Source organism: Jatrophihabitans sp., from assembly GCF_051960575.1.
Classification (GTDB): domain Bacteria; phylum Actinomycetota; class Actinomycetes; order Mycobacteriales; family Jatrophihabitantaceae; genus JBQCEE01.
This window is the reverse complement of the sequence record NZ_JBQCEE010000066.1, coordinates 1-19,840: the sequence shown is the minus strand read 5'-3', so window position 1 is coordinate 19,840 and position 19,840 is coordinate 1. Positions and strand designations below refer to the sequence as shown.

Below are 19,840 nucleotides of genomic sequence, written 5' to 3'. Positions count from 1 at the left end.
GGCGTGTATGGCTCAGGGGCCGCGGGTGCCGGGGTGCTGGTGGGTGCGTCGGCGCCGGGGTCACCGGCGCCGACGCGACTCGACGCATTGTTGGCGGTGGGGCGGCGGGTGCGTTCGTCGGTCGGGGTGAGCGAGTAGCCAGGTGAGCCGATGCCAGCTTGGCCGAGGACGTCGGCGCCGAGGTCGGCCATCCGGTGCGCCACTGTCGACGCAACCCGGATGCCCGCCCCGACCGCACCCACAGCACCGGCCGCGCTGAGCGCGGCGGTGAGCCGGGACGAGGTCGCCGCCTCGGCGCCGCCCTCACCGGCCGCGCGGCCATCGACCCCCCGGCCGAGCGCGGCGCCGTTGCCGGTCGCTGCGCGGCCGTGCGGGTGGCCGCCGGACAGGACCCCAGCCAGGCCGCCGGCGTCGCCCCACGACTGGCGCAGCGCGGCGCCGGAGGCGGTGCCGGGTTCGACGAACGCCAACAGCCGGAACAACATGAGCGGGCAGCAGGCGCCGATCGCGATGACGATGCAGCCGATGATCGCCATCCCGGCGTGCGCGGCGTTCGATGCTTCGGTGTAGCGAGCTAGCTCGGCGGCGTGCGCGAGCACCCAGTCGCTGCTGCAGTGCGGCAGGCACGACGGCGGCGCCGGTTGGTTGATCGCGCCGTCGGTGAGCTGGACGCCGGTGCCGAGCAGCAGCGCCGCGCAGGGTGAGATCAGTAGGCAGGCGAAGAACCAGCGCAGCGTCTTCCAGAACCACGACTTCCCGACCTCGGACAGCAGACCGCCGGCCGAGATCGGGGCCGTCGCGACCAGGATGATCAACGCGGCCTCGCGGACCAGCATGATCACGACGTAGAAGAACGCGGACGGGATGACCAGCAGCAGCGACAGCACGCCTAGGACGGTCGCGAGGGTGATGTCGTCGACGGAGGCCGGCCAGTGCCGGTTGAAGTCGAAGTCGTGGAAGACCTGCACGTGCAGGGTGGCGGACAGGATCCCGCGCGACAGGCCGCCCGCGGCGGCGACCAGCCCGGCGGCGATCCCGAGGTAGCCCGCCCACACCAACCCGAACTGGCCGACGCCGAGCAGGACCCGGCCCATCGACTGCCCGTCGCGCCGCACCAGCGCGACGGTTAGCTGTACGAAGCACATCAGCACCGCGACCGTGGCGCCGAGCCACAGCGTGGTCGGCAAGATCCCGCGCAGCGGCCCGGCGCCGCTGAGGTCGGGGGTGGTGAACTGGTCGATGATCGTGAACGCCAGCTTGATCAGCCATAACGCGGCCGACCACAGGCCGGTCATCGCGGACTGCCACACGTCCCCCGCCGCGGCCGAGGCCGCATCGCCCAGCCAGTGCAGCGGGTTGAGGTCGATCGCGACGGGCCGCGGCATCAGCACGGCGACGGGCCGGACGCTCGAGAAGGTGTTGGTCATGGTGGTCACTGCTCCGGCCGCAGGTCGCGGTAGCCGACCGCGACCGCCAGGTCGGTGTCCGGCCAGACCGACGGCGGGGTCGCCGGCTCCGGGCCGGCGGCAAGCATCCACCGCCCACCCGCAGGCACCGCCGGTTCGGGATGCCAGTCCATGCGTTGGCAGTCCGCGGTCGCGCCGCGCGCGGTCTGGGTGATGGTGACGTCGAGTTCGAAGTCGACGCACGGGACGACGAAGTCAGCGCCGACCGTGCCTTTGATCAGCCCCATGACCGGGGTCAGCACGATCGCCAGCCGACCGGCCGTATGGCTGCCGCCGGCGTCGGTCAGGAGTTGGGCGAGGGCGGCGAGCACCGACCAGCTGCTCGCGGTCGGGCCGCCCTGGACGGCCCAGGCGGTGACGACGGCGCGGGCGGCGTCGAGCGAGGCGGCATTGAGCGCGGTCTGGTCGATGGCGGCCAACTGGGCGAGCGCGCCGGCCGGGGTGTGCGGGTAGCCGGTCGGCACGCCCGCCGGGCCTGCCGCGGTCGCCGTCGGGATGAGCAGCGGGGCGCCCGGGTCGGCGAGCGTCACGGGGGCGGGGTGCGCGGCGGCCTCGTCGACGCGCGGCATCACTCCGGCGGCCAACGCATCCCGAGTATCGGCGCGACCTGCGGGCGCCCGGACTGGCGCCGTCGCGGCGCCCTTCGGTTCGGCTGTTGCGTTGGTCGGGCTGGCGTGCCGCGGCGACCCGGTCGCGGCGTCGATGATGGCGATGGTCAGCCCCGCCAGGAGCGCCACGGCGACCAGGGCGGCGGCGACCAGCAGGGCGAGCATCCGGCGCCGGGTCCAGGCCGGCGAGGCCGGCGCCGCGGAGTGGAAGCGACGGCGGGTCATCGGGCGATCGAGGCGATGACCGACGGCGCGACCGTGTAGAGCACGGCCCCGACGATGCTGATCATGATGCCGTCGAACCCGAGGCGGGCGCCGCGCGGATGGTGGGTGGCCCGTCCCCAGACGAGCATGCCGACCGAGGCGATCGTCGCCATCGTCAGCACCGTCAGCGCGCCCCACTTGATCCAGGACAGGATCTCGTCGGCGTACTGCTGCGTTCCCGGTGGCGCGGTCGGGCCGGGCCCGACCGGTGCCGCGGCGGCGGCCGGGGTGGTCGGCGTGGCGATGAGCGGGTGGGGGGTCGAGGTCATCGGTGGGTGCTCCGTTCCGGGGCAGGGTCGTGGTGGTCGAGGTGCTGCAGCAGCCGCGCTGCGGCGGTGGTGATGCGGCGAGGGAGCGGCGCGCTGGTGGGACCGGTGAAGTCGAGGTGGTGGTTGCGCGGCACCGGGACGAGTTGGCCTGCGGCGCGCATGCGGCGGACATGCGGGCCGAGGCTGGCGGCGATGAGGCCGGGCCACCGGGGCGGGCCGACGACGGCGGCCGCGGCCGCGCCGCGGGTGCCCTCGTCGAGTGCGGCCAGGGCGTGTTCGAGCGAGCGCAGGGCCGGAACGGCGCAGCGGGAGACCAGCACGACGCTCGCAGCCGTCGAGATCGGCGCGGGGTGGTCGAGCTCGCAGGTGCCGAGATCGACGACGGTCAGCCGCGGCAGTAGTTCTTCGGTCGGCGTGTCCGGTGAGCGCGGCAGGGCGAGCCGGCCCTCGGGCGACATCCCGCCTGCTGCGGTGCGGCGATAGACGGTGACATGCCCGCGGGTGCCGCGGCGCCAGGCGCCGTCCGGGTCGGTGCCGAGTTCGGCGGTGGTGACTCCCGCGAGCGCGGAGCGGGGCGGGGCGGCGGTGTCGATCAGGTCGACGGGACGGCCGAGATGGGCAGCGGCATCGGCCAGAGCCAGGGCGAGGGACGAGGTGCCGGCGCCGTGGTGGGCGCCGAGCACGGCGACACAACCGAGCGGGAGGTTGTCGGGCAGCTGCGCGGGGAGATCAGCGCGCCTGCGGCCGACGGGCGAGGATTGCGCGCGGATGGTGAACTGGCCCTGGTGCGCGGCGCGCCACGCGGCGGTCAGTTCCTCGGCAGAGACGCCTGTCGGCGGCAAGGTAACCGCTGCCCGCCAGTCTCGTGCCGGCATTGGGGCGGTGACCGCTGGCGGGGTCATCGGTGCGCCCGGCGGCGGCGCAGGTCGAGCGCGACCTCGAGAGTGCGGATCGGCGTACGCGCCAGCGCCGCCCGGGCGGCGTCGGCCGCCCGCAAGGTCGCGAGCAGGTCCTCCAGGACGTGGATCGTCACGGAAAGGTCCCCGCTGGCGAGGGTGTCGAACAGGTCCGCCGCCTGAAGCGCGTCCGGAATGTCCGCGCGGAACGTCGGGTCTGGTCGGGTCGAGTGCTGCATCGGTGTGCTCCGTCAGCGGGCGATCGGATGGTGGTCGCCCCCAGAGGTGAAAACGCGCCCTCGCGCGGACATCGGCGGGGCAGCCCGATCGATGTGAGCAGGCCGTGCTGCGTCTAGCGCGGTGATAGAGGCTTCGGCGACGGCCGCGCGGAGTCGGTCCTTGAGGCGGAAGCACTGCCGGCGCAGATGACGGTCGGTGACGCCATACAGCCGGGTGACGTGCGCACGTTCCTCGGGTTCGGCGAGCTCGAAGTCGAGTAGCAGCTGCACCTCCGGGGCCGACAACACGGAATGGTGGCGCGCCCAGCGCAGTAGGGCCTCGACGGCCGCGGCCTGTCGTTCCGGTTGACTCGACCTTGGCGTCGGTGCCTCGAGGCGGTCGACGGTGCGGAGTCGGGCGAGGTTGTCCGGACCGACCGGCAGTTCCAGGCGGCGGCCGTCGCGGCCGCGGGTGTCGGCCAGCTCGTGGATGACGGCGGTTCGGGTGTCCAGCTTGAGGCCGAGGGCGTGGCCGTGCTCGCGGACGCGCCACCGGTAACTGCGGATCTCGGTCCACAGCGCGGAGGCAACGACCCAGTCGATGTCCGGCGAGAGGTCCTGCAGCGAGCGGGCGAGCAGCGACGCGGCCGGCGCCATCAGATGCGCCAGGAGCAGTGCGGCGTTGCGGTCATCGCCGCCGTCGGTTGCCGCCAGTCGAAGCAAGGCCGCGAACAGTTGATCGGTCTGAGCGAACTGGGCGCGGTCGGCGACGACGTCGCGGATCTGCTGCGGATCGGTCATGCCGTGCAGGTCGGGTTCGAGCTGTGCCCACTCTGTGACGCGGCGCTCGGCGAGCAGCCTCCCGCGCAGCTCGTTCCAGCTCTCCCCCAGGCAATCGGTGACGGACATCGGTGCTGATCCCTTCGTGGGTCGTCGTGCGGCCCACGCTGGGGATCAATGCGACCGATTCCCTACCTACGGCCCGGAGCAGGACGGTGATTGATCAAGACGGGCTGTTCGGGCGGACGCACGGTCGGAGTCGGCGGTCCTACCTACCTCGAGCGATCGGAAGCAACCCCGGATTCTGGGAGTGCGGTACCGACCGAAGTCCTACCTACCGCCGCCGAAGGTGCCGACCGGAGTCCTACCTACCGTCGGAAAGGGGAATCTCCGGCCGCTCGCCAGCCCGCCGCGTGGAGATGGGGCGTCGCTCGGCCCGTGGACATGGTGCTGTCGACGACAGGTGCCGGCGGCGGTGGCCGCGCCGTTCCTGCGGCGGCCTTCCCATGAACAGGCGTCGCAACGTTGACATGCGATCACGTGCGAGCTCGGACGGCTCCGGGCGCTTCCCTCGAGCGACCGGAGCCGTCGTCGGTGACACCTTTGCGCGGGTTTGCGATGAACGCCATTTGAAGTGGTGCTCGCCCGGTTGCGTTGGGCCGTTCGCGTGAGCAGGCTGCCTTTCGCAGGTCGCAGTCCTGGTTGCCCGCAGCGGGTTTATTCAGCGGATCTCCGGCGGCGCCTCCGGTCCAAGGGACGAGCAACGATATGCGTGCGAGTACGGCGGCGCCTCAGCGGTTGAGGCTCAATCGCACCGTCAGCAGCGCCCGCTTGTAGTGCTCCTCGGCTCGATTGACCTCGGTCATGAGCGCACTCGGGCTGAACACACGCAGCAGGCTGTAGACGAAATGCCGCGCATGCGCCGGGTCGCGCCGGAGCAGCTCTTTCAGCTCGACGTTGCCGCCGTGCCCGTTCTGCGCGTATTGGCGCCACCGGCAGAGGACCCGTTCGCTCCCGTCGGCCTTATCGACGTAGAGCCGCCCGGACGAGGAGTCGGCGATCACGTAGATGCCCTGGACCTCGGCCAGCGCAGTGCGCCACTTGACGTAACGGTGGTCGGCGGCGAGCAGTTGCAGCTGGTCGTAGGTGAGGACCACGTTCTCGTAGCCGGGGAAGTTGAGCACCTCCGGGTCGGCGATCTCGACGACCGGGCACCGCGCTGCCGTCGCGCCGAGGAATGCCCACGCTCGGGCGGCCGACCAGTCGACCACCAGCCGGTGCTGGAGGTCGCGCATCAGGTCCGACGGCCTTAGGTCGAAGTAGCGCCACCGGTCGTCGCGCTCGGCCGCCACCTCCCCGTGGTTCTCGTACGCGCAGAAGAACCTGGTCCGGCTGCCGCCCGCTGCGATGAACACCAGCCAGAGCGGTTCCGGCGTCTGACCGAGCGGGTGGCCTCGCTGGAATCCCTGCCTGCGCGTGTAGGCGAAGACCCCAGCCGGGTTCAGGTCGGCCGCCGGAAGCCCGTCGTCGCCACCGATCGCATGCCGGATCGCGCGGACTCGGCTCAGGTCCGTCAGCCCGTACGCGGCCATGACGTGGCCGAGGTTCAGGCTGTCCGGGGCGCTGGTCACCGCTGCACGCTAGCGTCGGAGACGGTGGCATCGCATACCCGCGCCGCCAAGCGAGGGGCTTCCTCGCCAGTCGTTAGGGCCTCGGCTCGCCCCGAGGCCGCGACGTCTCGCCACCGTGCATGGAGGCGAGCTTTTCGGCGGTATTCGGCGTCGCCTCGTCGGGATTGCTCTCACTGCTTCGTGTAAGCGAGTGCGTGTCCGGGCGGCGCAGCAAAGCAGCCGTCGAGTACGGATAGAACAAGTCGTCATCGGAGAGCGTCGGGTCGACGAGAGCAGAAGTCGAGTGCAGAGACATTGGCGATCCGATCGGTAGCGGGGTTGCAAGGGCGACTGTGCCGCTACGCCGCAACAGGCACCGGGCTGGGGCGTGGATCATCCCTGCGGCCGCCCACTCCTTGCAGAGCGGAGAAGCCGCTGGAGGCTGCCCTAAGTGTCAAGGAAGTCCCAGTCGCTTCCGAGCACCCATCGCAGAGCCGAGAGTTTGCCGTGCAACATCCCCCACTCGAAGTCGTCGTACGGTCCTAGATTGTCGACCCCGAGCTTCTCCTCAACCCGGAGGCGTCCCGGCATGGCGATCGCCGCCGTCCGCTCGGCCTCGGTGTTGTTCCCCTCGTCGCGTGCTTGGTGCTCGTGGGAGAGCGACCGCTCGTACCAGATGCGGTCGAACAACTCCTGCTCGGCGTCGAGGATCTCGTCCAGCCGGCGGGGCTCCTCACGGAAGTCGGACTCGTCGAGCAGCTCGGTCACTTCCTCGCCGAAGTGGCCGTGGAGCACGTCCTCCAAGCCCGTGATGCCGAGGGCATACGTGGACCCGGCGACGGCGAAGAGGGGAGCCAGGTCGGGGTGAGGTTGGCGCCTGTCTCCGTTCACCTCGGAGAAGTCCTCGTGGTTGGATGTGACGAAGGCGTGGGGGTTCTGTGCGAGGTCAGAGGTGGCGACCTCGGTGGCGTAGAGCTCGACAAGCAGAGCATCGGCCACGCTGTTCCGGTGCCGGTGGAACGGCGCGCGCTTGGCGAGACCACGCTCAATCACCCGCCGTTCCTGGTCTGGACCGGTATCGAGAACCTTGCCACCTGCCAGGAGTTCGCTGATGTCGTCGAAGTTCCGCGTCGTCATGGCTCCGATCAACGGAACCTGGTGTGCCAGACCCTCGATGACCTCCAGCGCGTGCGCCTGGTCGTCGCCGCCGTACTCGTCCAAGTCCTTCTTGATCATGCGGAGGCGTTCGGACACACTCGCCGTCATCGAAGCCTCGATGCGAGGTCGGTTGCGCGCGAACTCTTCGATGACGACCGCCGGCACCAGCAACTGGAGACGCCCCTGATGACGGAGCACCCGGAGCGTGACGATCCATCGCTGCCCGTCCCGACGCTTGGCCAGGTCGAGCCAGGTCGAGGTATCGACGAGCAGACGAAGCACAGCCAATGACCCTAGGCGACCAGGTCAGCCGCGCGGCCGGTCGGTTGCGCCGGCATGCGGGCATGCCGACGCGCCACCAGCACTAGATCAGTCGGTAGGGCACAGTTACCCCGTGTGGCGCGGGAGACTTCAAAGGCAGGGCAGCTGATGACGAGCGCCGGTAACCTGGCCAACTTCGTGTGGACCGTCGCCGACCAGCTGCGCGGCGTTTACCGGCCTGCCCAGTACGGCAGCGTCATCCTGCCGATGACGATCCTGCGTCGCCTGGACTGCGTGCTGGAGCCCACCAAGCACCAGGTGCTCGCCGAGGCCGCGAAGGTCAGCAACGCCGACCAGCTCGACCTGATCGTGCGCAAGAAGCTCAAGCTGAACTTCTACAACACCTCGGTGTGGGACTTCGGCAAGCTGCTCAGTGACCCGACCGGCCTCAAGGCCAACCTGATCGACTACACGACCAGCTTCTCACCCAACGTCGCCGACGTGTTCGAGCGATTCCGGTTCGACAACGAGCTGGCAACTCTGGACGAGAAGGACCGGCTCTACCAGGTCGTGCAGCGGTTCGCCGAAATCGACCTGCGCCCGCAGGCCGTCTCGAACGCCGATATGGGGTCGCTGTTCGAGGAGCTGATTCGGAAGTTCGCGGAGGCGTCCAACGAGACCGCCGGTGAGCACTTCACCCCGCGTGACGCCATCCGGCTGATGGTCGACCTGCTGTTCGCCCCCGACGACGCCGCCCTGTCCGTCGGCCACGCCGTGCGCACCGTCTACGACCCGACCGCCGGGACCGGCGGCATGCTGTCGGTCGCCGAGGAGCACCTGGCCGAGCAGAACCCCGACGCCCGGCTCACGCTGTACGGGCAGGAGATCAACGACCAGTCCTACGCCATCTGCAAGTCCGACCTGATCGGCAAGGGCCAGGACGCCCGCAACATCCAGCTCGGCGACACGCTGCGCGAGGACAAGTTCGCCGGGCGCACCTTCGATTACTGCCTGTCCAACCCGCCCTACGGCGTTGAGTGGAAGGCCGCCGAGAAGGACGTCCGCGACGAGGCCGCCAAGCTCGGCGAGCACGGCCGGTTCGGCCACGGCCTGCCCGGCGTCAGCGACGGCCAGATGCTGTTCCTCACCCACCTGGCCAGCAAGATGCGGCCGGTCAAGGACGGCGGCGGCCGAGCCGCGATCGTCCTCAACGGCTCCCCGCTGTTCACCGGCAAGGCCGAGTCCGGCGAGTCGAAGATCCGCCAGTGGCTGCTCACCGCCGACCTGGTGGACGCCATCGTCGCCCTGCCGACCGAGATGTTCTACAACACCGGCATCGCCACCTACGTGTGGCTGCTGGACAACAACAAGCCCGCCGAGCGGCGCGGCAAGGTGCAGCTCATCGACGGCACCAGCTTCTGGTCGAAGATGCGCAAGAGTCTCGGCAGCAAGCGCCGCGAGATGACCGACGCCGACCGAGCGAAGGTCCTCAAGCTCTACGACGACTACACCGACGATGAGCACTCCCGCGTCCTCGACACTGACTTCTTCGGCTACCGCACCATCACCGTCGAACGGCCGCTGCGCCTCAACTTCGCAGCCACACTCGAGCGGATCGAGCGGGTCTTTGCGGACAAGACGATCGCCAAGCTGCCCGAGCCCCAACGTAACGGTCTGCGCGCCGCCCTCGACGCGCTCGGCGACGAGACCCACATGGACCGCGCTGCGTTCAACACCGCCCTCGGCAAGGCCCTCGGTGCGCACGGCGTCGCGCTCGCCGCCCCGGCCCGCAAGGCGCTGCTCGCCGCCCTGTCCGAGCGAGACGAGAACGCCGAGATCTGCCGCGACGCCAAAGGCAATGCCGAGCCTGACACCACGCTGCGCGACACCGAGAACGTGCCGCTGTCCGAGGACATCGACGACTACTTCGCCCGCGAGGTCCTCCCCCACGTCCCCGACGCCTGGATCGACCCGGCCAAGACCAAGACCGGCTACGAAATCCCGTTCACCCGCATCTTCTACAAGTACGTCCCACCCCGGCCGCTGGAGGAGATCGACGCCGACCTCAACAAGCTCGTCGCCGAAATCATGGACATGCTCCGCGAGGTCGAGCAGTGACTCCACCTGGGTCAACGCAGTGGTTCGGCCAACTCCCCGCCCACTGGTCTGCGGGCAACATTCGACGGTTCGCAGCGATGAGAACCGGCCACACTCCGAGTCGGACTGAACCGACGTACTGGGTGGACTGTGACATCCCCTGGTTCACCCTTGCCGATGTGTGGCAGATACGCGACGGCCGCCAGAAGTACCTTGCGGAGACCGCGAGCAAGATCAGCGCTTTCGGGCTCGCGAACTCGGCCGCCGAGCTACTTCCTCCGGGCACGGTTGTGCTCTCCCGTACTGCGTCTGTCGGCTTCAGCGGGATCATGCCGACCTCGATGGCCACCAGCCAAGACTTCTGGAATTGGGTGTGCGGACCGCGCTTGCTGCCGGACTACCTGCTTCACACTCTCAGGGCGATGCAGCCAGACCTGCGCCGGATGATGCGAGGCTCGACCCATCAGACGATCTATAAGGACGTCGCCGCCTCCATCCAGATTCCCGTTCCGCCGATCGACGAGCAGCGGCAGATCGCCGACTACCTCGACCGCGAGACGGCTCGGATCGACGCGCTGATTGGCAAGCAGGAGCAGCTCATCGAGACGCTCCGCGAACGGCGAGTCAGCGCGATCGCCAACGCGGTAACCCATGGCCTGATCGCAGCGGTACCTACACGAGACTCCGGCCTGCCTGGGTCAGGAGCGGTTCCCGAGCACTGGGCGATCCTGCCTCTCAAGCGGGCAGTGTCGTACCAGGAAGGTCCCGGCATCCTGGCGGTGGATTTCCGAGACGAGGGCGTTCCCCTGCTTCGAGTGAGCTGCGTGAGAACTGCACAAACTACCCTGGACGGATGTAACTTCCTTGATCCTGAGATGGTGGCCGCACGTTGGCGACACTTCCGGGTAGCGGTCGGCGACCTGCTTATTAGTGCCAGCGCCACTATGGGCACGGTGTCAGAAGTGACGTCGGAGGCGGCCGGAGCAATCCCGTACACGGGCATCATACGGATCGTGCCCGGCCTGATGACGAGTGACTTCATCAAGTGGTACTTCACGTCGACCGCGTTCCTCGACCAGGTAGACCGGCTCAAGGCCGGGTCGACGATCCAGCATTTCGGGCCTACTCACCTCGACCAGATGGGGGTTGCCCTGCCGCCCAGTGATGAGCAGCACGCCATCGCGCGGGAGCTTCGAGAGCAGACATCGAAGATCGACGCGCTCATCGGCAAGACGCAGCAGTTCATTGAGACGGTGAAGGAGCGGCGCGCGGCGCTCATCACGGCGGCCGTGACGGGGCAGATCGACGTGCGGTCGAAGTTCGCCGCTGTTGACGTGCTCGCCTGGGAGGGCGTGTCCTGATGGATCACCTGGAGAAGCCGTTCGAGACGGAGCTGTGCGAGTACCTGGCCGCGCGCGGCTGGCTGTACTCGCCGAACGGCGACGGCTACGATAAGGCGCGGGCACTGTTCCCCGAGGACATCTTCGGCTGGCTGGCCGACACCCAGCTCGACGAGCTGGCGAAGGTTGTCAAGCCGGGCGCCAGCGAGACCGCGCAGCGGCAGGCCCGTGAGCAGCTGCTGGACCGGATCGTGAAGGTCCTCGACACCCCGCTCGACAACGGCGGCGGGACGCTCAACCTGCTGCGTAACGGGTTCAAGCAGGTCTCGGCCCGTTTCTCCATGTGCGAGTTCAAGCCGGTCACCACGAACAACGCCACCACCGTCGAGCGGTACGGCAAGGTCCGCGTCCGGGTGATGCGGCAGGTCTTCTACTCCCAGTCCAACAAGCGCTCGATCGACCTGGTGCTGTTCGTCAACGGACTGCCGGTGGCTACGGCGGAACTCAAGACCGACTTCACCCAGTCGGTGCAGGACGCCATCGCCCAGTACAAGGCGACCAGGCGGCCGAAGGACGAGGTGACCGGCAAGCCCGAGCCGCTGTTCGGATTCGGGTCCCGCGCCCTGGTGCACTTCGCCGTCTCCAACGCCGAGGTCTGGATGACCACGAAGCTGGCCGGGGACGCCACCCATTTCCTGCCGTTCAACATGGGCAACGACGGCGCGGCCGGGAACCCGCCGAACCCGCACGGCTCGGCCAGCTCGTATCTGTGGGAGCGGGTCTGGCAGCGCGACTCGTGGCTGAACATCATCGGCAAGCTGATGCACCTGTCCACCCGCACCAGCATCGACCCGATCACCGGCGCCAAGTCGACGTCCACGACGCTGCTGTTCCCCCGCTTCCACCAGTGGGAGGCCGTCACCCGCCTCGTCGACACCGCCCGCAGTGAGGGCCCGGGCCACCGCTACCTGATCCAGCACTCGGCCGGGTCGGGCAAGACCAACTCGATCTCCTGGCTGGCCCACGCCCTGGCCACGCTGCACGACGAGCAGAACGCCAAGGTGTTCGACTCGGTGATCGTCGTGACCGACCGGACCGTGCTGGACAGCCAGCTCCAGGACGCCATCCGGCAGATCGAGTCCCGCACCGGCATCGTCGGCACCGTCACCTCCACCGAGGCGGCCCGGGTCTTCACCGCCGAGGGCGAGTCCAAGTCGAAGTCGGCGCTGCTGGCCAAGATGCTCACCGAGGGCCGTCTGGTCATCGTGGTGACCCTCCAGACGTTCCCGTACGCGATGGAGGCCATCCGGAACGCTAAGGGCCTCAAGGGCAAGCGGTTCGCGGTCATCGCCGACGAGGCGCACTCCTCGCAGTCCGGGTCGGCCGCGAACCGGCTCAAGTCCGTGCTCACGGCCGAGGAGCTGGCGGCGGTCAAGGACGGCGGCGAGATCGACACCGAAGCGGTGCTGGCGCGCGAGGCGACCGAGCGGGCCGCGTCGTCGAACATCTCCTACTTCGCGTTCACCGCCACACCAAAGGGCAAGACGCTGGAGCTGTTCGGCCGCGCCGACGGCGACGGCACGCCGCAGCCGTTCCACGTCTACACGATGCAGCAGGCCATCGAGGAGGGCTACATCCTCGATGTACTCCGCAACTACACCCCCTACGAGACCGCCTACCAGCTGACCCTCAAGAACGGCGGCCCGGTCAACGTCAAGACCGGCGGCAGGAACGGTGGCGGAAAGGGGCGGACCGGCGATGAGGTCGTCGACCAGGGCGAGGCGCACAAGAACCTGATCCGGTTCGTCAAGCTCAACCGCGCCAACATCGCCCAGAAGGTCGCCATCATCGTCGAGCACTTCCGGGTGAACGTCGCACCGCTGCTCGACGGCAAGGCGAAGGCGATGGTCGTCTGCGACTCCCGTAAGGCCGCCGTCCGCTACAAGAACGCCTTCGACCGCTACCTCGCCGACCACGGCTACCACGGCCTGTCCGCGCTCGTCGCGTTCTCCGGCGACGACGTGCCAGGCATGGAGCCCGAGGACGGCCCAGGCCCGTTCAACGAGCACACCCTCAACCCCGGTCTCAAGGGCCGCGACATCGCCGCCGCGTTCGCCACCGACGAGTACCGGGTCCTGCTCGTGGCCAACAAGTTCCAGACTGGCTTCGACCAGCCGCTTCTCTGCGCGATGTACGTCGACAAGCAACTGTCCGGCGTTACCGCCGTGCAGACCCTCTCCCGGCTCAACCGAACCCTGCCCTCGGCGGGCAAGGACACCACCTACGTCCTGGACTTCGTGAACGACCCGGACGAGATCCGGAAGGCGTTCCTACCGTACTACCGCGACGCGCAGCTCACCGCCCCGAGCGACCCCGACCTCATCCACGACCTGGCCACCAAGCTCGACCAGTCGAACATCTACACCGACGCCGAGGTCGTCGCGGTCTCCGACGCCTGGGTCCAGGGCAAGGGAAACAACGCGCTCGCCGGCGCCATCAGCGCAGCGAAGGCCAGGTTCCACGACCGCTGGTCACACGCCACCGCCACGAGCGACAAGCCGGAACTCGAGAAGCTCGGAATGTTCCGGAAGGACGTCGACTCCTTCGTGCGGCTCTACGACTTCCTCTCGCAGCTGATCGACTACGGCAACACGGACCTGGAGCGCCGCAGCATCTTCTTCCGCCTCCTCGGTCGCCAGATCGCGTCTCAGAACCAGAGTCAGCCGTTCGACCTGTCCAACGTCGAACTGGCCAAGATCAAGCAGAAGAAGGGCGACGCCCGAGATATCGCCCTCGGCGACGCGAAGGAGAGACCCGGCCTGAGCGGGGTCACGGGCGTCGGTTCCGGGACCCCGCGCGACCCGAAGATGGCCAAGCTCGCCGAGGTTCTCCAGCGGCTCAACGACCTGTTCGCCGACGAGGATTTCAGCGCCGCCGAACAGCAGTCCTGGCTCGAAGCACTCCTCACCGTGCTGCTAGCCGACGAGACGCTCGTTGCCCAAGCCGCCGCGAACAGCGAGTCGCAATTCGTCGACAGCCCTGACCTCACCGACGCGGTGAACGAAGTCGTCATGGGCAACCAGACCAGCCACAACAAGATGACCGACAGGTACTACGCCGATACGAAGACCCGAGCGACGTTGGTGCACATGCTCGGCGAACTCGTCCATGTCTCGGCGAAGCAGACCGCTGCAACTTCCAGTGGCGCAAGTTCCGCCTGACTCCACAGTGATCGGGCGTCACGGCGTGTCCCTGCCGGCCTAATGACAAAGGGGCCTACCCGCTCTGCGCTGCCGAGGTGGTGCGGATGTGGCGGTAGACGGTGGCCGGCGAGTACCCGACGATCTTGCCGATCTCAGCCACTGTCAGCTTCCGTTCGTCGTACAGACTGTCAGTGACGTAGTTATCCCCGCCGGTGACGAGTGTGGACGAGAAATTTATCGTGACGTGTTTGCGAGCGTAGGCAGGTCCCAGGTTGAACACGTCGTTGATGATGAGCTGGTTGTTGTTGCAGCTCGTCACGGCGACAGCGGCGGTTTCGGGCAGCGCTATGAAGCACGCCATGAAGACGGCAGCAGCTGTGGCTGCTTGCAAGTGCCTATGACGAAGCCCCAATGACCTACCACGCATGGCAGAACCGTAGGGCATGTCGCGGTCGCCAGTAACCTTTGGAACGAACCGGGACTGCATGTCATCAAGTCAGCGTGTTCCATACGACGCAGAGCCACCTGGCTGGTCAAGCCGCCTTGAGAGTGTCGAGCTGACGATCGTGAGTCTGGGACGGGCCCGCTGAGGCTGCGTGACTTCACCTCGATCAGCCGCATCTCGCTAGGCGACCCGGGCATTAGGTCGCACGACGCGACGAGGCACCTCCACTCCCGACGGATCGAGATTCCGATTGGCTGGCGGTCCTCGATGCGAGAAGATCGCCGCTCACGACGGTTCGTACGGAGGCTCGCGCCGTGGGTATCAATGACGAGGCTGCAAGGCAGGCACAACGCGAGCGTGACCAGATGCGACGCGAGCAGGAACGAGCGTCAACGGCACAGGCCGAGAGGCTCGCTGTCGAAGAGCTGGCACGAAAGTTCGGCCAATGGGCCGCCTCCCAGGGCTGGCCACACACATACAAGGAGGGTTGGCGGACGCGCGGGTGGTATGTCCTGAACGACCAAGTCGCGCCGAGCGACGGCGGACGTTCCTACGACCATCGCATCCTGGCCGTGACGACGGATGGCGAGGTATCGGCGGCCAATGTTTCGCTGGCAGCGGCGCAACAGGCAATCGTTGATACGGTCCGCCGAACTGGGGCCCGCTGGCCATTCGACGACTGAGCGGAACCATCAGTCCCCTCCCGCCGCTGAGGTGTCATTGCTGCACACGGCGTCTACGTCGCCGGACTTCGCGGCGCGCATTCGCCGCTCCGGTTTGACGTTTGCTGATGTTGACAAACGGTGTCAGCTCGACGACCCTTCTGTATGTCGACAACGACAAACGGACGGAGAATGCCGGTGCAGTTCAGTGTCTCGGTACCGGCAAAGCTGACCAAGCCCGCCGACGCGGCAAAGTGGATCTTCGAGCTCGAAGCTGCATACGCCGCCCTGCGAGGCGAGGTTGAGGCGGTGCCTCGCGGGGCCGACAGCGACAAGTCGAGCGAGTTCGACGCCCTATTGGCGATGATGCGGCGCTGGGACGATTTCAACCCGGCCGACGCCCAATGGCGTCACAGCCTGATCGGCAAGCTCCAGGACCTCGGCTACACATTGGAGGAGCCGGTTGCGCGCTCTTCGCAGCCTGGCGCCCGGACCTACATGCGCGTACTTCGCGCCGACGGCGTCAACGCGGGCTTCTTCAATTCCTCGACGTTTACCTACGTCCGGTCTCGCGTCGCGCTGCCGGCGCATAGCGAGCTGGTGAAGTCCTCCGGCCGCTACCCCTCGACCGACCTGAACAGCCAGGCCGCCGTGGACTTCGTCGCCCGCGTCGTGTCCCAGTTCAACCGCATGCCCTGACGCAAGCGATCACAGGAGATTTCGATGCCCTCAGCACCCCACGCCCAGCGCTCCAACGTCATCGGCCGCGCGCTCGCCCACGGCTGGACGCACGAGATGGCTGTGTACGACGGCGGCAACATCATCCGCGACGTGTTCACCCATGACGTCGGCATCATCTGGGCGGTATGGCTGCGGACGCCCTGGTCGGACTCTGGCCGCTGGACCGGTTCCGTCTTCTCGGAGAGGGCGACCAAGAACGACCGCAATGTGTGGGCTGTGTCGGGCAAGAACGGGATCCTGGAGCTGCTGTCATCCGTCAGTTCCAACTAGCCCGAGAGGCTCGCGCCACGGCGCGGCGGCGTGTAGTCGTGCCAGAGGTGGGCGAAGGCGGCGCGCCAGTCGTCGAGGGTGCCGGTGAGGCCGGACAGGTCGGCCAGCAGCGGCTCTAGCTCGGCGGTCCAGGTCAGCCCGTAGCGGGCGGCGTAGACGCCGATGCGGCGCACGCCCCACTCCGGTGGGGCGAGCAGGGCGTAGCCGACGAGCTGGCGGACGTGCTCGGGCCGGATCGCCCAACGCCGGCCGCCGGTGTCGGTCCGGGCGCCGACCCCGGCCTTGAGGTCGAGCAGCAGGTCGTCGACCAGCAGGTCGCCCTCGGCCGCGAGCGGGGCCCGGTGGAGCAACAGCGGCTGCCGTAGGGTGGCGGCGGCGGCGAGCCGGGGGAGCAGCTGCTGTTCGGCGAGCGCGGTGATCGCGCGGAGCTGGTCGACGAGCACGGCCGGGACGGCGGCGAGCAGGTCGCCGACGGTGACGGCGCGGCGGCGAGCGGCGAGCGCGGCCAGCGGGGAGCCGTCCCAGAGCCCGAGCCTGCGGTAGAACGGCACCACCCAGCCCAGCACGATGGCGACCCGGGCGAGCCGGTCAGGGTCGGCGCTCAGCAGCGGCAGCGCCTCGCCCACCCGGTCGATGGTCTTGGCCAGGGCGGGGGCGTGCCGGGCCACGGTCCGCATCCCGGCGGCGACCTCGGGGAACTGCGGCTCGGGGTCGGTGCGCAGCCGCAGCCACTGCTCGAAGGCGATGCCGACGGTGCCGGTCTGCCCGGACCCCAGCCCGGTGTCGGGGACGAGCAGCGGGTATCGCTCGGCCGGGTAGGTCTCGACGACACCGTGGGTGCGGCCGACCGCCTCGGCCAGGAAGCCGCCGACCCGGGTGTCGCGCCCGGCGGTGGTGAGGGTGCCGCCGCGCATCGGCGCAGCGTTCGCGGCGCAGATGAACTCGGCCAGGTGCATGGGCGTGCCCGCCGGGGCGTCGAGGCGGATGTCGCTGAACTCGACGGTGGACCAGTCGATCCGGGGGCTGTCGCTCACGCCCTCGATGGTCGCCGATCTCTCTCCCAACTTCCTAACTCGAACCTGCCAGGTTCAATCTGCGGGCGGGGCCGTTCCCGATGCCTAGAGGTACCAAAAGCTGGCGATGTTGTCTCACAGGGGCCATGCGCCGCCGAAGTTCGGCTCTTCGCCGGCTGCCTCGGCGGCCTCCTCGATAGCGGTTACGCCACAATCGTTTGCATGCGCGGGCACCCAGGGCGGCGGGTAGTCAGGGTCGATGAGGTCCGGCAGGCCCATCGCGGACGAGCCGACGTCCAGCGCGCAGCGCACGCAGCCTCGGCCGACGATCTGCCGCCCCTAGGCCACCGGCTGGTTGTCACGGTCGACCGTGGTCCAGGTGACCATGACTGCGAACGGCGCCTGATCCGGCGTCGTCACGACACCGGCTCGCAGCGGCAGCGCTTCGGCCCAGCCTCGGGGCTGTACTCACTCGGCGCGGGCTCACCGGTGTCCTGGTACCAGGCGGCCGCACCACGAGGTCGGACAGCCGGTCGGACTCCTCGTCGGACTCGACGGCCTCCCAGTCGACCGGCACCGCATCAACGGCGCCGTCGCATTCGGCCACCAGGGCGTTACAGCAGCCGGTGCCGGCCTCCTCGAAGATCCCGGCCCCGCAGGCGGGACAGGCGTCGTACCACGGTTGACTGCCAGCAGCCACGGCTCTCGACACAACGGGATCGGTGGAGCGGTTCGCCCGTCCGCCGAATCATCGGCCCCTGACCCGGACGCCCCGCAATCGGCGCGCTCGTCTTCGACTGGGCGTCCCGCCTGCCCCGGCTTCGCCTGCTCATGCCGCGCACCCTAATTGTGCGGCGCGAGCCATCAGGCGACGCGCTCGGCGAGATGCTCGCGGTAGGCCGCGACCTGCCGTCGCAGGCTCTCTAGTTCGTCGAGCAGGCCGTCGAGGAAGGCGATGTCGCGCTGTGCCGCCACGTCGGCCGCGCGCAATGTCGGGATGCGGCGCACGTAGGTGCCCACGCCCTGGACCGACTCCAGGAGTCCCTCGTGGATCAGCGGCGCGAGCGCGGCCCGTGTCCGGTAGACGTTTGTGAGCACGTCGGGGTAGGTGGCCTGGAGCTGGTCGAAGGTGTCGATCAGCGAATCGACCTCCCACTCCCTTGCCGCGAGTCGGGTACGGATTTTCGTCGTGATGCCGTCGGTGATCGCCATACCTAGGATTGTTCTAACAGTCAGGGAGTATTGTCAAGGGAAATCGCTGGTGCGCCTGACGACCCGCCTGGCTGCCAGGTCAGAAGCCGCCAAAGTCCAGGCCGTCGAGGTCGACCTGGACGCCGCGCTCGCGCACGAAGTCGTAATCGAGTTGGTACTCGGCCTCGCTGCGGATGTCCCCGAGCGCGGTGGCCGCTGGCCGGGCGCCGACCTTCTGCCAAGGCAGGTTCCCGGCGTCGGCGAAGACGCGCAGCTCGATCCGGGCGGGCTCCCGGGTGTTCCAGACGACGTAGAGCCATCCCGCCGGTCCGGCAGCAAGCAAAGTGTCCCGCTGGCGGTCCTTGAGCCCGGGCACTGGCCCACTGAGACTGCGCGACTTGACCTCGATCAAGCGCACCTCGCTCGAAGTTCGGGACACCAGGTCGCACGACAGACCCCAGCACTCGCGCCCGCCGACCTCATCGAGGGCCCGACGCACTACCTCTGGGTACCGGTCGGACACGTCGAGCACGGTGGCGCCGCGCAGCCGCTCGTAGGCCAGGGCGACCTGGTGACCGATGTTGCCGGTCCGGCGCATCTTGGCCGGAGAACTGTCGTCCGCTGCGGTCACGGCCGCGAGCCAACCACGGCGCGTGGCTGGCGCGCTACGGGCCGCGCGAGTCGACGTCATGCGTGGTGGTCGACGATCTGCTCGCAAGGCCGCGATGTGCCGCCGTAGCGTCTCGAATTCATCCAGCGGGCCATCGTGGAAGGCGATGTCCTGGAGGTCACCCGCACGGCCAACGAGAGCGAGGAGATGATGCTTGCGCTCTCCCACAATCCGCAGGCGTAAGGCATAGCCGGTCGGACCGGCGGTGACGCGCGGTCAGCAGCCCTCGTCGGCGTGCGCGGCGTACATCGTCAGCGGCGGCCCGGTCTCACTCGCCTCGCTGCCCGGAGGCAGGCTCTGCCGGCACACCACCCACTTGGCGCCGTCGTCGACCGAGCGGCCCTGCCCCGAGGCATCCACAACCCCGAGGTTGGTGAAGCCGCATTGAAAGGCAGCAACTGCGCCTGCGCGAGATCCATGCCGACAAAGTTCGGGACCCGGTAGGGCCCGCCGCTTGCGACGTCGAGGGATGTGGCCGCCGGGGCCGATGCCTGCGGCCGGTGCGACGCACGGGGCTTGCGATGGTGCGGCCGAGGATGCGGGGACGGCTTGGCGGCGGGCGCCGTGACGGTGACGGTCCTCGTCGCCGACGGGGCCGCCGCTGATCCGCCGTCCTGCCCGCAGCCCCCGACGGCGACCAGCGCGGCACCAATGGCGACGGCCCACCCTGCGCTCTTG

The 19,840-nt window shown here is 68.7% G+C and carries 20 protein-coding genes; 6 read left to right on the top strand and 14 right to left on the bottom strand.

Features of this window, described 5'->3' with window-relative positions; all coding sequences use genetic code 11:
- From ACTHMS_RS03270 to ACTHMS_RS03235, 8 genes are all read right to left on the bottom strand, one after another.
- On the bottom strand, positions 1-1,427 hold a 1,427-nt coding region (locus ACTHMS_RS03270; RefSeq protein WP_440305244.1), incomplete at its 3' end, for a type IV secretion system protein.
- Positions 1,428-1,432: 5 nt separating this feature from the next.
- Entirely contained in the window at positions 1,433-2,299 is an 867-nt protein-coding gene (locus tag ACTHMS_RS03265) for a hypothetical protein (RefSeq protein ID WP_440305243.1), read from the bottom strand.
- A complete protein-coding gene (locus tag ACTHMS_RS03260) occupies positions 2,296-2,607 on the bottom strand; it encodes a hypothetical protein (RefSeq protein WP_440305242.1) in 312 nt (103 codons plus the stop codon). Before ACTHMS_RS03260 ends, ACTHMS_RS03265 begins: the two co-directional genes overlap by 4 nt.
- Complete coding sequence (locus tag ACTHMS_RS03255; RefSeq protein ID WP_440305241.1) at positions 2,604-3,449, bottom strand: hypothetical protein; 846 nt, start codon at positions 3,447-3,449, stop codon at positions 2,604-2,606. The genes ACTHMS_RS03260 and ACTHMS_RS03255 overlap by 4 nt, the downstream gene beginning before the upstream one ends.
- A 56-nt stretch (positions 3,450-3,505) precedes the next feature.
- Positions 3,506-3,742, bottom strand: coding sequence for a hypothetical protein (locus ACTHMS_RS03250; protein WP_440305240.1), 237 nt, complete (start codon positions 3,740-3,742; stop codon positions 3,506-3,508).
- 12 nt (positions 3,743-3,754) lie between these two features.
- Positions 3,755-4,630: a hypothetical protein gene (locus ACTHMS_RS03245; RefSeq protein WP_440305239.1), complete on the bottom strand. Its 876-nt coding sequence runs from the start codon at positions 4,628-4,630 to the stop codon at positions 3,755-3,757.
- Between the two features lie 662 nt (positions 4,631-5,292).
- Positions 5,293-6,093: a GIY-YIG nuclease family protein gene (locus ACTHMS_RS03240; RefSeq protein WP_440305238.1), complete on the bottom strand. Its 801-nt coding sequence runs from the start codon at positions 6,091-6,093 to the stop codon at positions 5,293-5,295.
- A 465-nt stretch (positions 6,094-6,558) separates the two neighbouring features.
- Positions 6,559-7,551 (bottom strand): PIN domain-containing protein, encoded by a 993-nt coding sequence (locus ACTHMS_RS03235; RefSeq protein ID WP_440305237.1) that lies wholly within the window; start codon positions 7,549-7,551, stop codon positions 6,559-6,561.
- Between the two features lie 147 nt (positions 7,552-7,698).
- Between ACTHMS_RS03235 and ACTHMS_RS03230 the strand changes: the two genes are divergently transcribed.
- The 3 genes from ACTHMS_RS03230 (at position 7,699) to ACTHMS_RS03220 (ending at position 14,188) form a co-directional block, all read left to right on the top strand.
- Positions 7,699-9,648 carry a type I restriction-modification system subunit M gene (locus tag ACTHMS_RS03230; protein WP_440305236.1) on the top strand — a complete coding sequence of 650 codons (1,950 nt, stop codon included), beginning with the start codon at positions 7,699-7,701 and terminating at the stop codon, positions 9,646-9,648.
- Between the two features lie 77 nt (positions 9,649-9,725).
- Positions 9,726-10,988 (top strand): restriction endonuclease subunit S, encoded by a 1,263-nt coding sequence (locus ACTHMS_RS03225; protein ID WP_440305235.1) that lies wholly within the window; start codon positions 9,726-9,728, stop codon positions 10,986-10,988.
- Positions 10,988-14,188 carry a type I restriction endonuclease subunit R gene (locus tag ACTHMS_RS03220; RefSeq protein ID WP_440305234.1) on the top strand — a complete coding sequence of 1,067 codons (3,201 nt, stop codon included), beginning with the start codon at positions 10,988-10,990 and terminating at the stop codon, positions 14,186-14,188. The genes ACTHMS_RS03225 and ACTHMS_RS03220 overlap by 1 nt, the downstream gene beginning before the upstream one ends.
- A 55-nt stretch (positions 14,189-14,243) precedes the next feature.
- Here ACTHMS_RS03220 and ACTHMS_RS03215 read toward each other — a convergent pair whose 3' ends face one another.
- On the bottom strand, positions 14,244-14,561 hold the full coding sequence (locus ACTHMS_RS03215; protein ID WP_440305233.1) for a hypothetical protein: 318 nt from the start codon (positions 14,559-14,561) through the stop codon (positions 14,244-14,246).
- 368 nt (positions 14,562-14,929) lie between these two features.
- On the opposite strand from ACTHMS_RS03215, the gene ACTHMS_RS03210 reads away from it, so the two are divergent.
- The 3 genes from ACTHMS_RS03210 to ACTHMS_RS03200 all read left to right on the top strand — a co-directional run bounded on the left by ACTHMS_RS03210 (position 14,930) and on the right by ACTHMS_RS03200 (position 16,288).
- Entirely contained in the window at positions 14,930-15,298 is a 369-nt protein-coding gene (locus ACTHMS_RS03210; protein ID WP_440305232.1) for a hypothetical protein, read from the top strand.
- Between the two features lie 177 nt (positions 15,299-15,475).
- Entirely contained in the window at positions 15,476-15,976 is a 501-nt protein-coding gene (locus ACTHMS_RS03205) for a hypothetical protein (RefSeq protein ID WP_440305231.1), read from the top strand.
- A gap of 24 nt (positions 15,977-16,000) precedes the next feature.
- Complete coding sequence (locus tag ACTHMS_RS03200; protein ID WP_440305230.1) at positions 16,001-16,288, top strand: hypothetical protein; 288 nt, start codon at positions 16,001-16,003, stop codon at positions 16,286-16,288.
- On the opposite strand, the gene ACTHMS_RS03195 is transcribed toward ACTHMS_RS03200, so the two are convergent.
- The 5 genes from ACTHMS_RS03195 to ACTHMS_RS03175 all read right to left on the bottom strand — a co-directional run bounded on the left by ACTHMS_RS03195 (position 16,285) and on the right by ACTHMS_RS03175 (position 19,522).
- A complete protein-coding gene (locus tag ACTHMS_RS03195) occupies positions 16,285-17,322 on the bottom strand; it encodes a hypothetical protein (protein ID WP_440305229.1) in 1,038 nt (345 codons plus the stop codon). The two genes, ACTHMS_RS03200 and ACTHMS_RS03195, sit on opposite strands and share 4 nt — an antisense overlap.
- A 114-nt stretch (positions 17,323-17,436) precedes the next feature.
- Positions 17,437-17,613, bottom strand: a complete 177-nt coding sequence (locus ACTHMS_RS03190; RefSeq protein WP_440305228.1) for a hypothetical protein — start codon at positions 17,611-17,613, stop codon at positions 17,437-17,439.
- Between the two features lie 552 nt (positions 17,614-18,165).
- Positions 18,166-18,513 carry a hypothetical protein gene (locus tag ACTHMS_RS03185; RefSeq protein ID WP_440305227.1) on the bottom strand — a complete coding sequence of 116 codons (348 nt, stop codon included), beginning with the start codon at positions 18,511-18,513 and terminating at the stop codon, positions 18,166-18,168.
- Positions 18,514-18,592: 79 nt separating this feature from the next.
- Complete coding sequence (locus ACTHMS_RS03180; RefSeq protein WP_440305226.1) at positions 18,593-19,123, bottom strand: hypothetical protein; 531 nt, start codon at positions 19,121-19,123, stop codon at positions 18,593-18,595.
- Between the two features lie 255 nt (positions 19,124-19,378).
- Positions 19,379-19,522 (bottom strand): hypothetical protein, encoded by a 144-nt coding sequence (locus ACTHMS_RS03175; RefSeq protein ID WP_440305225.1) that lies wholly within the window; start codon positions 19,520-19,522, stop codon positions 19,379-19,381.
- Positions 19,523-19,840 lie beyond the last annotated feature (318 nt).

What these genes read in the sequence shown, in the direction of transcription:
- ACTHMS_RS03265 (WP_440305243.1), bottom strand. Translation starts at nt 2,299, where the DNA reads ATGACCCGCCGTCGCTTCCACTCCGCGGCGCCGGCCTCGCCGGCCTGG.
- ACTHMS_RS03260 (WP_440305242.1), bottom strand. Translation starts at nt 2,607, where the DNA reads ATGACCTCGACCCCCCACCCGCTCATCGCCACGCCGACCACCCCGGCC.
- ACTHMS_RS03250 (WP_440305240.1), bottom strand. Translation starts at nt 3,742, where the DNA reads ATGCAGCACTCGACCCGACCAGACCCGACGTTCCGCGCGGACATTCCG.
- ACTHMS_RS03245 (WP_440305239.1), bottom strand. Translation starts at nt 4,630, where the DNA reads ATGTCCGTCACCGATTGCCTGGGGGAGAGCTGGAACGAGCTGCGCGGG.
- ACTHMS_RS03240 (WP_440305238.1), bottom strand. Translation starts at nt 6,093, where the DNA reads ATGGCCGCGTACGGGCTGACGGACCTGAGCCGAGTCCGCGCGATCCGG.
- ACTHMS_RS03230 (WP_440305236.1), top strand. Translation starts at nt 7,699, where the DNA reads ATGACGAGCGCCGGTAACCTGGCCAACTTCGTGTGGACCGTCGCCGAC.
- ACTHMS_RS03225 (WP_440305235.1), top strand. Translation starts at nt 9,726, where the DNA reads ATGAGAACCGGCCACACTCCGAGTCGGACTGAACCGACGTACTGGGTG.
- ACTHMS_RS03220 (WP_440305234.1), top strand. Translation starts at nt 10,988, where the DNA reads ATGGATCACCTGGAGAAGCCGTTCGAGACGGAGCTGTGCGAGTACCTG.
- ACTHMS_RS03200 (WP_440305230.1), top strand. Translation starts at nt 16,001, where the DNA reads ATGCCCTCAGCACCCCACGCCCAGCGCTCCAACGTCATCGGCCGCGCG.
- ACTHMS_RS03185 (WP_440305227.1), bottom strand. Translation starts at nt 18,513, where the DNA reads ATGGCGATCACCGACGGCATCACGACGAAAATCCGTACCCGACTCGCG.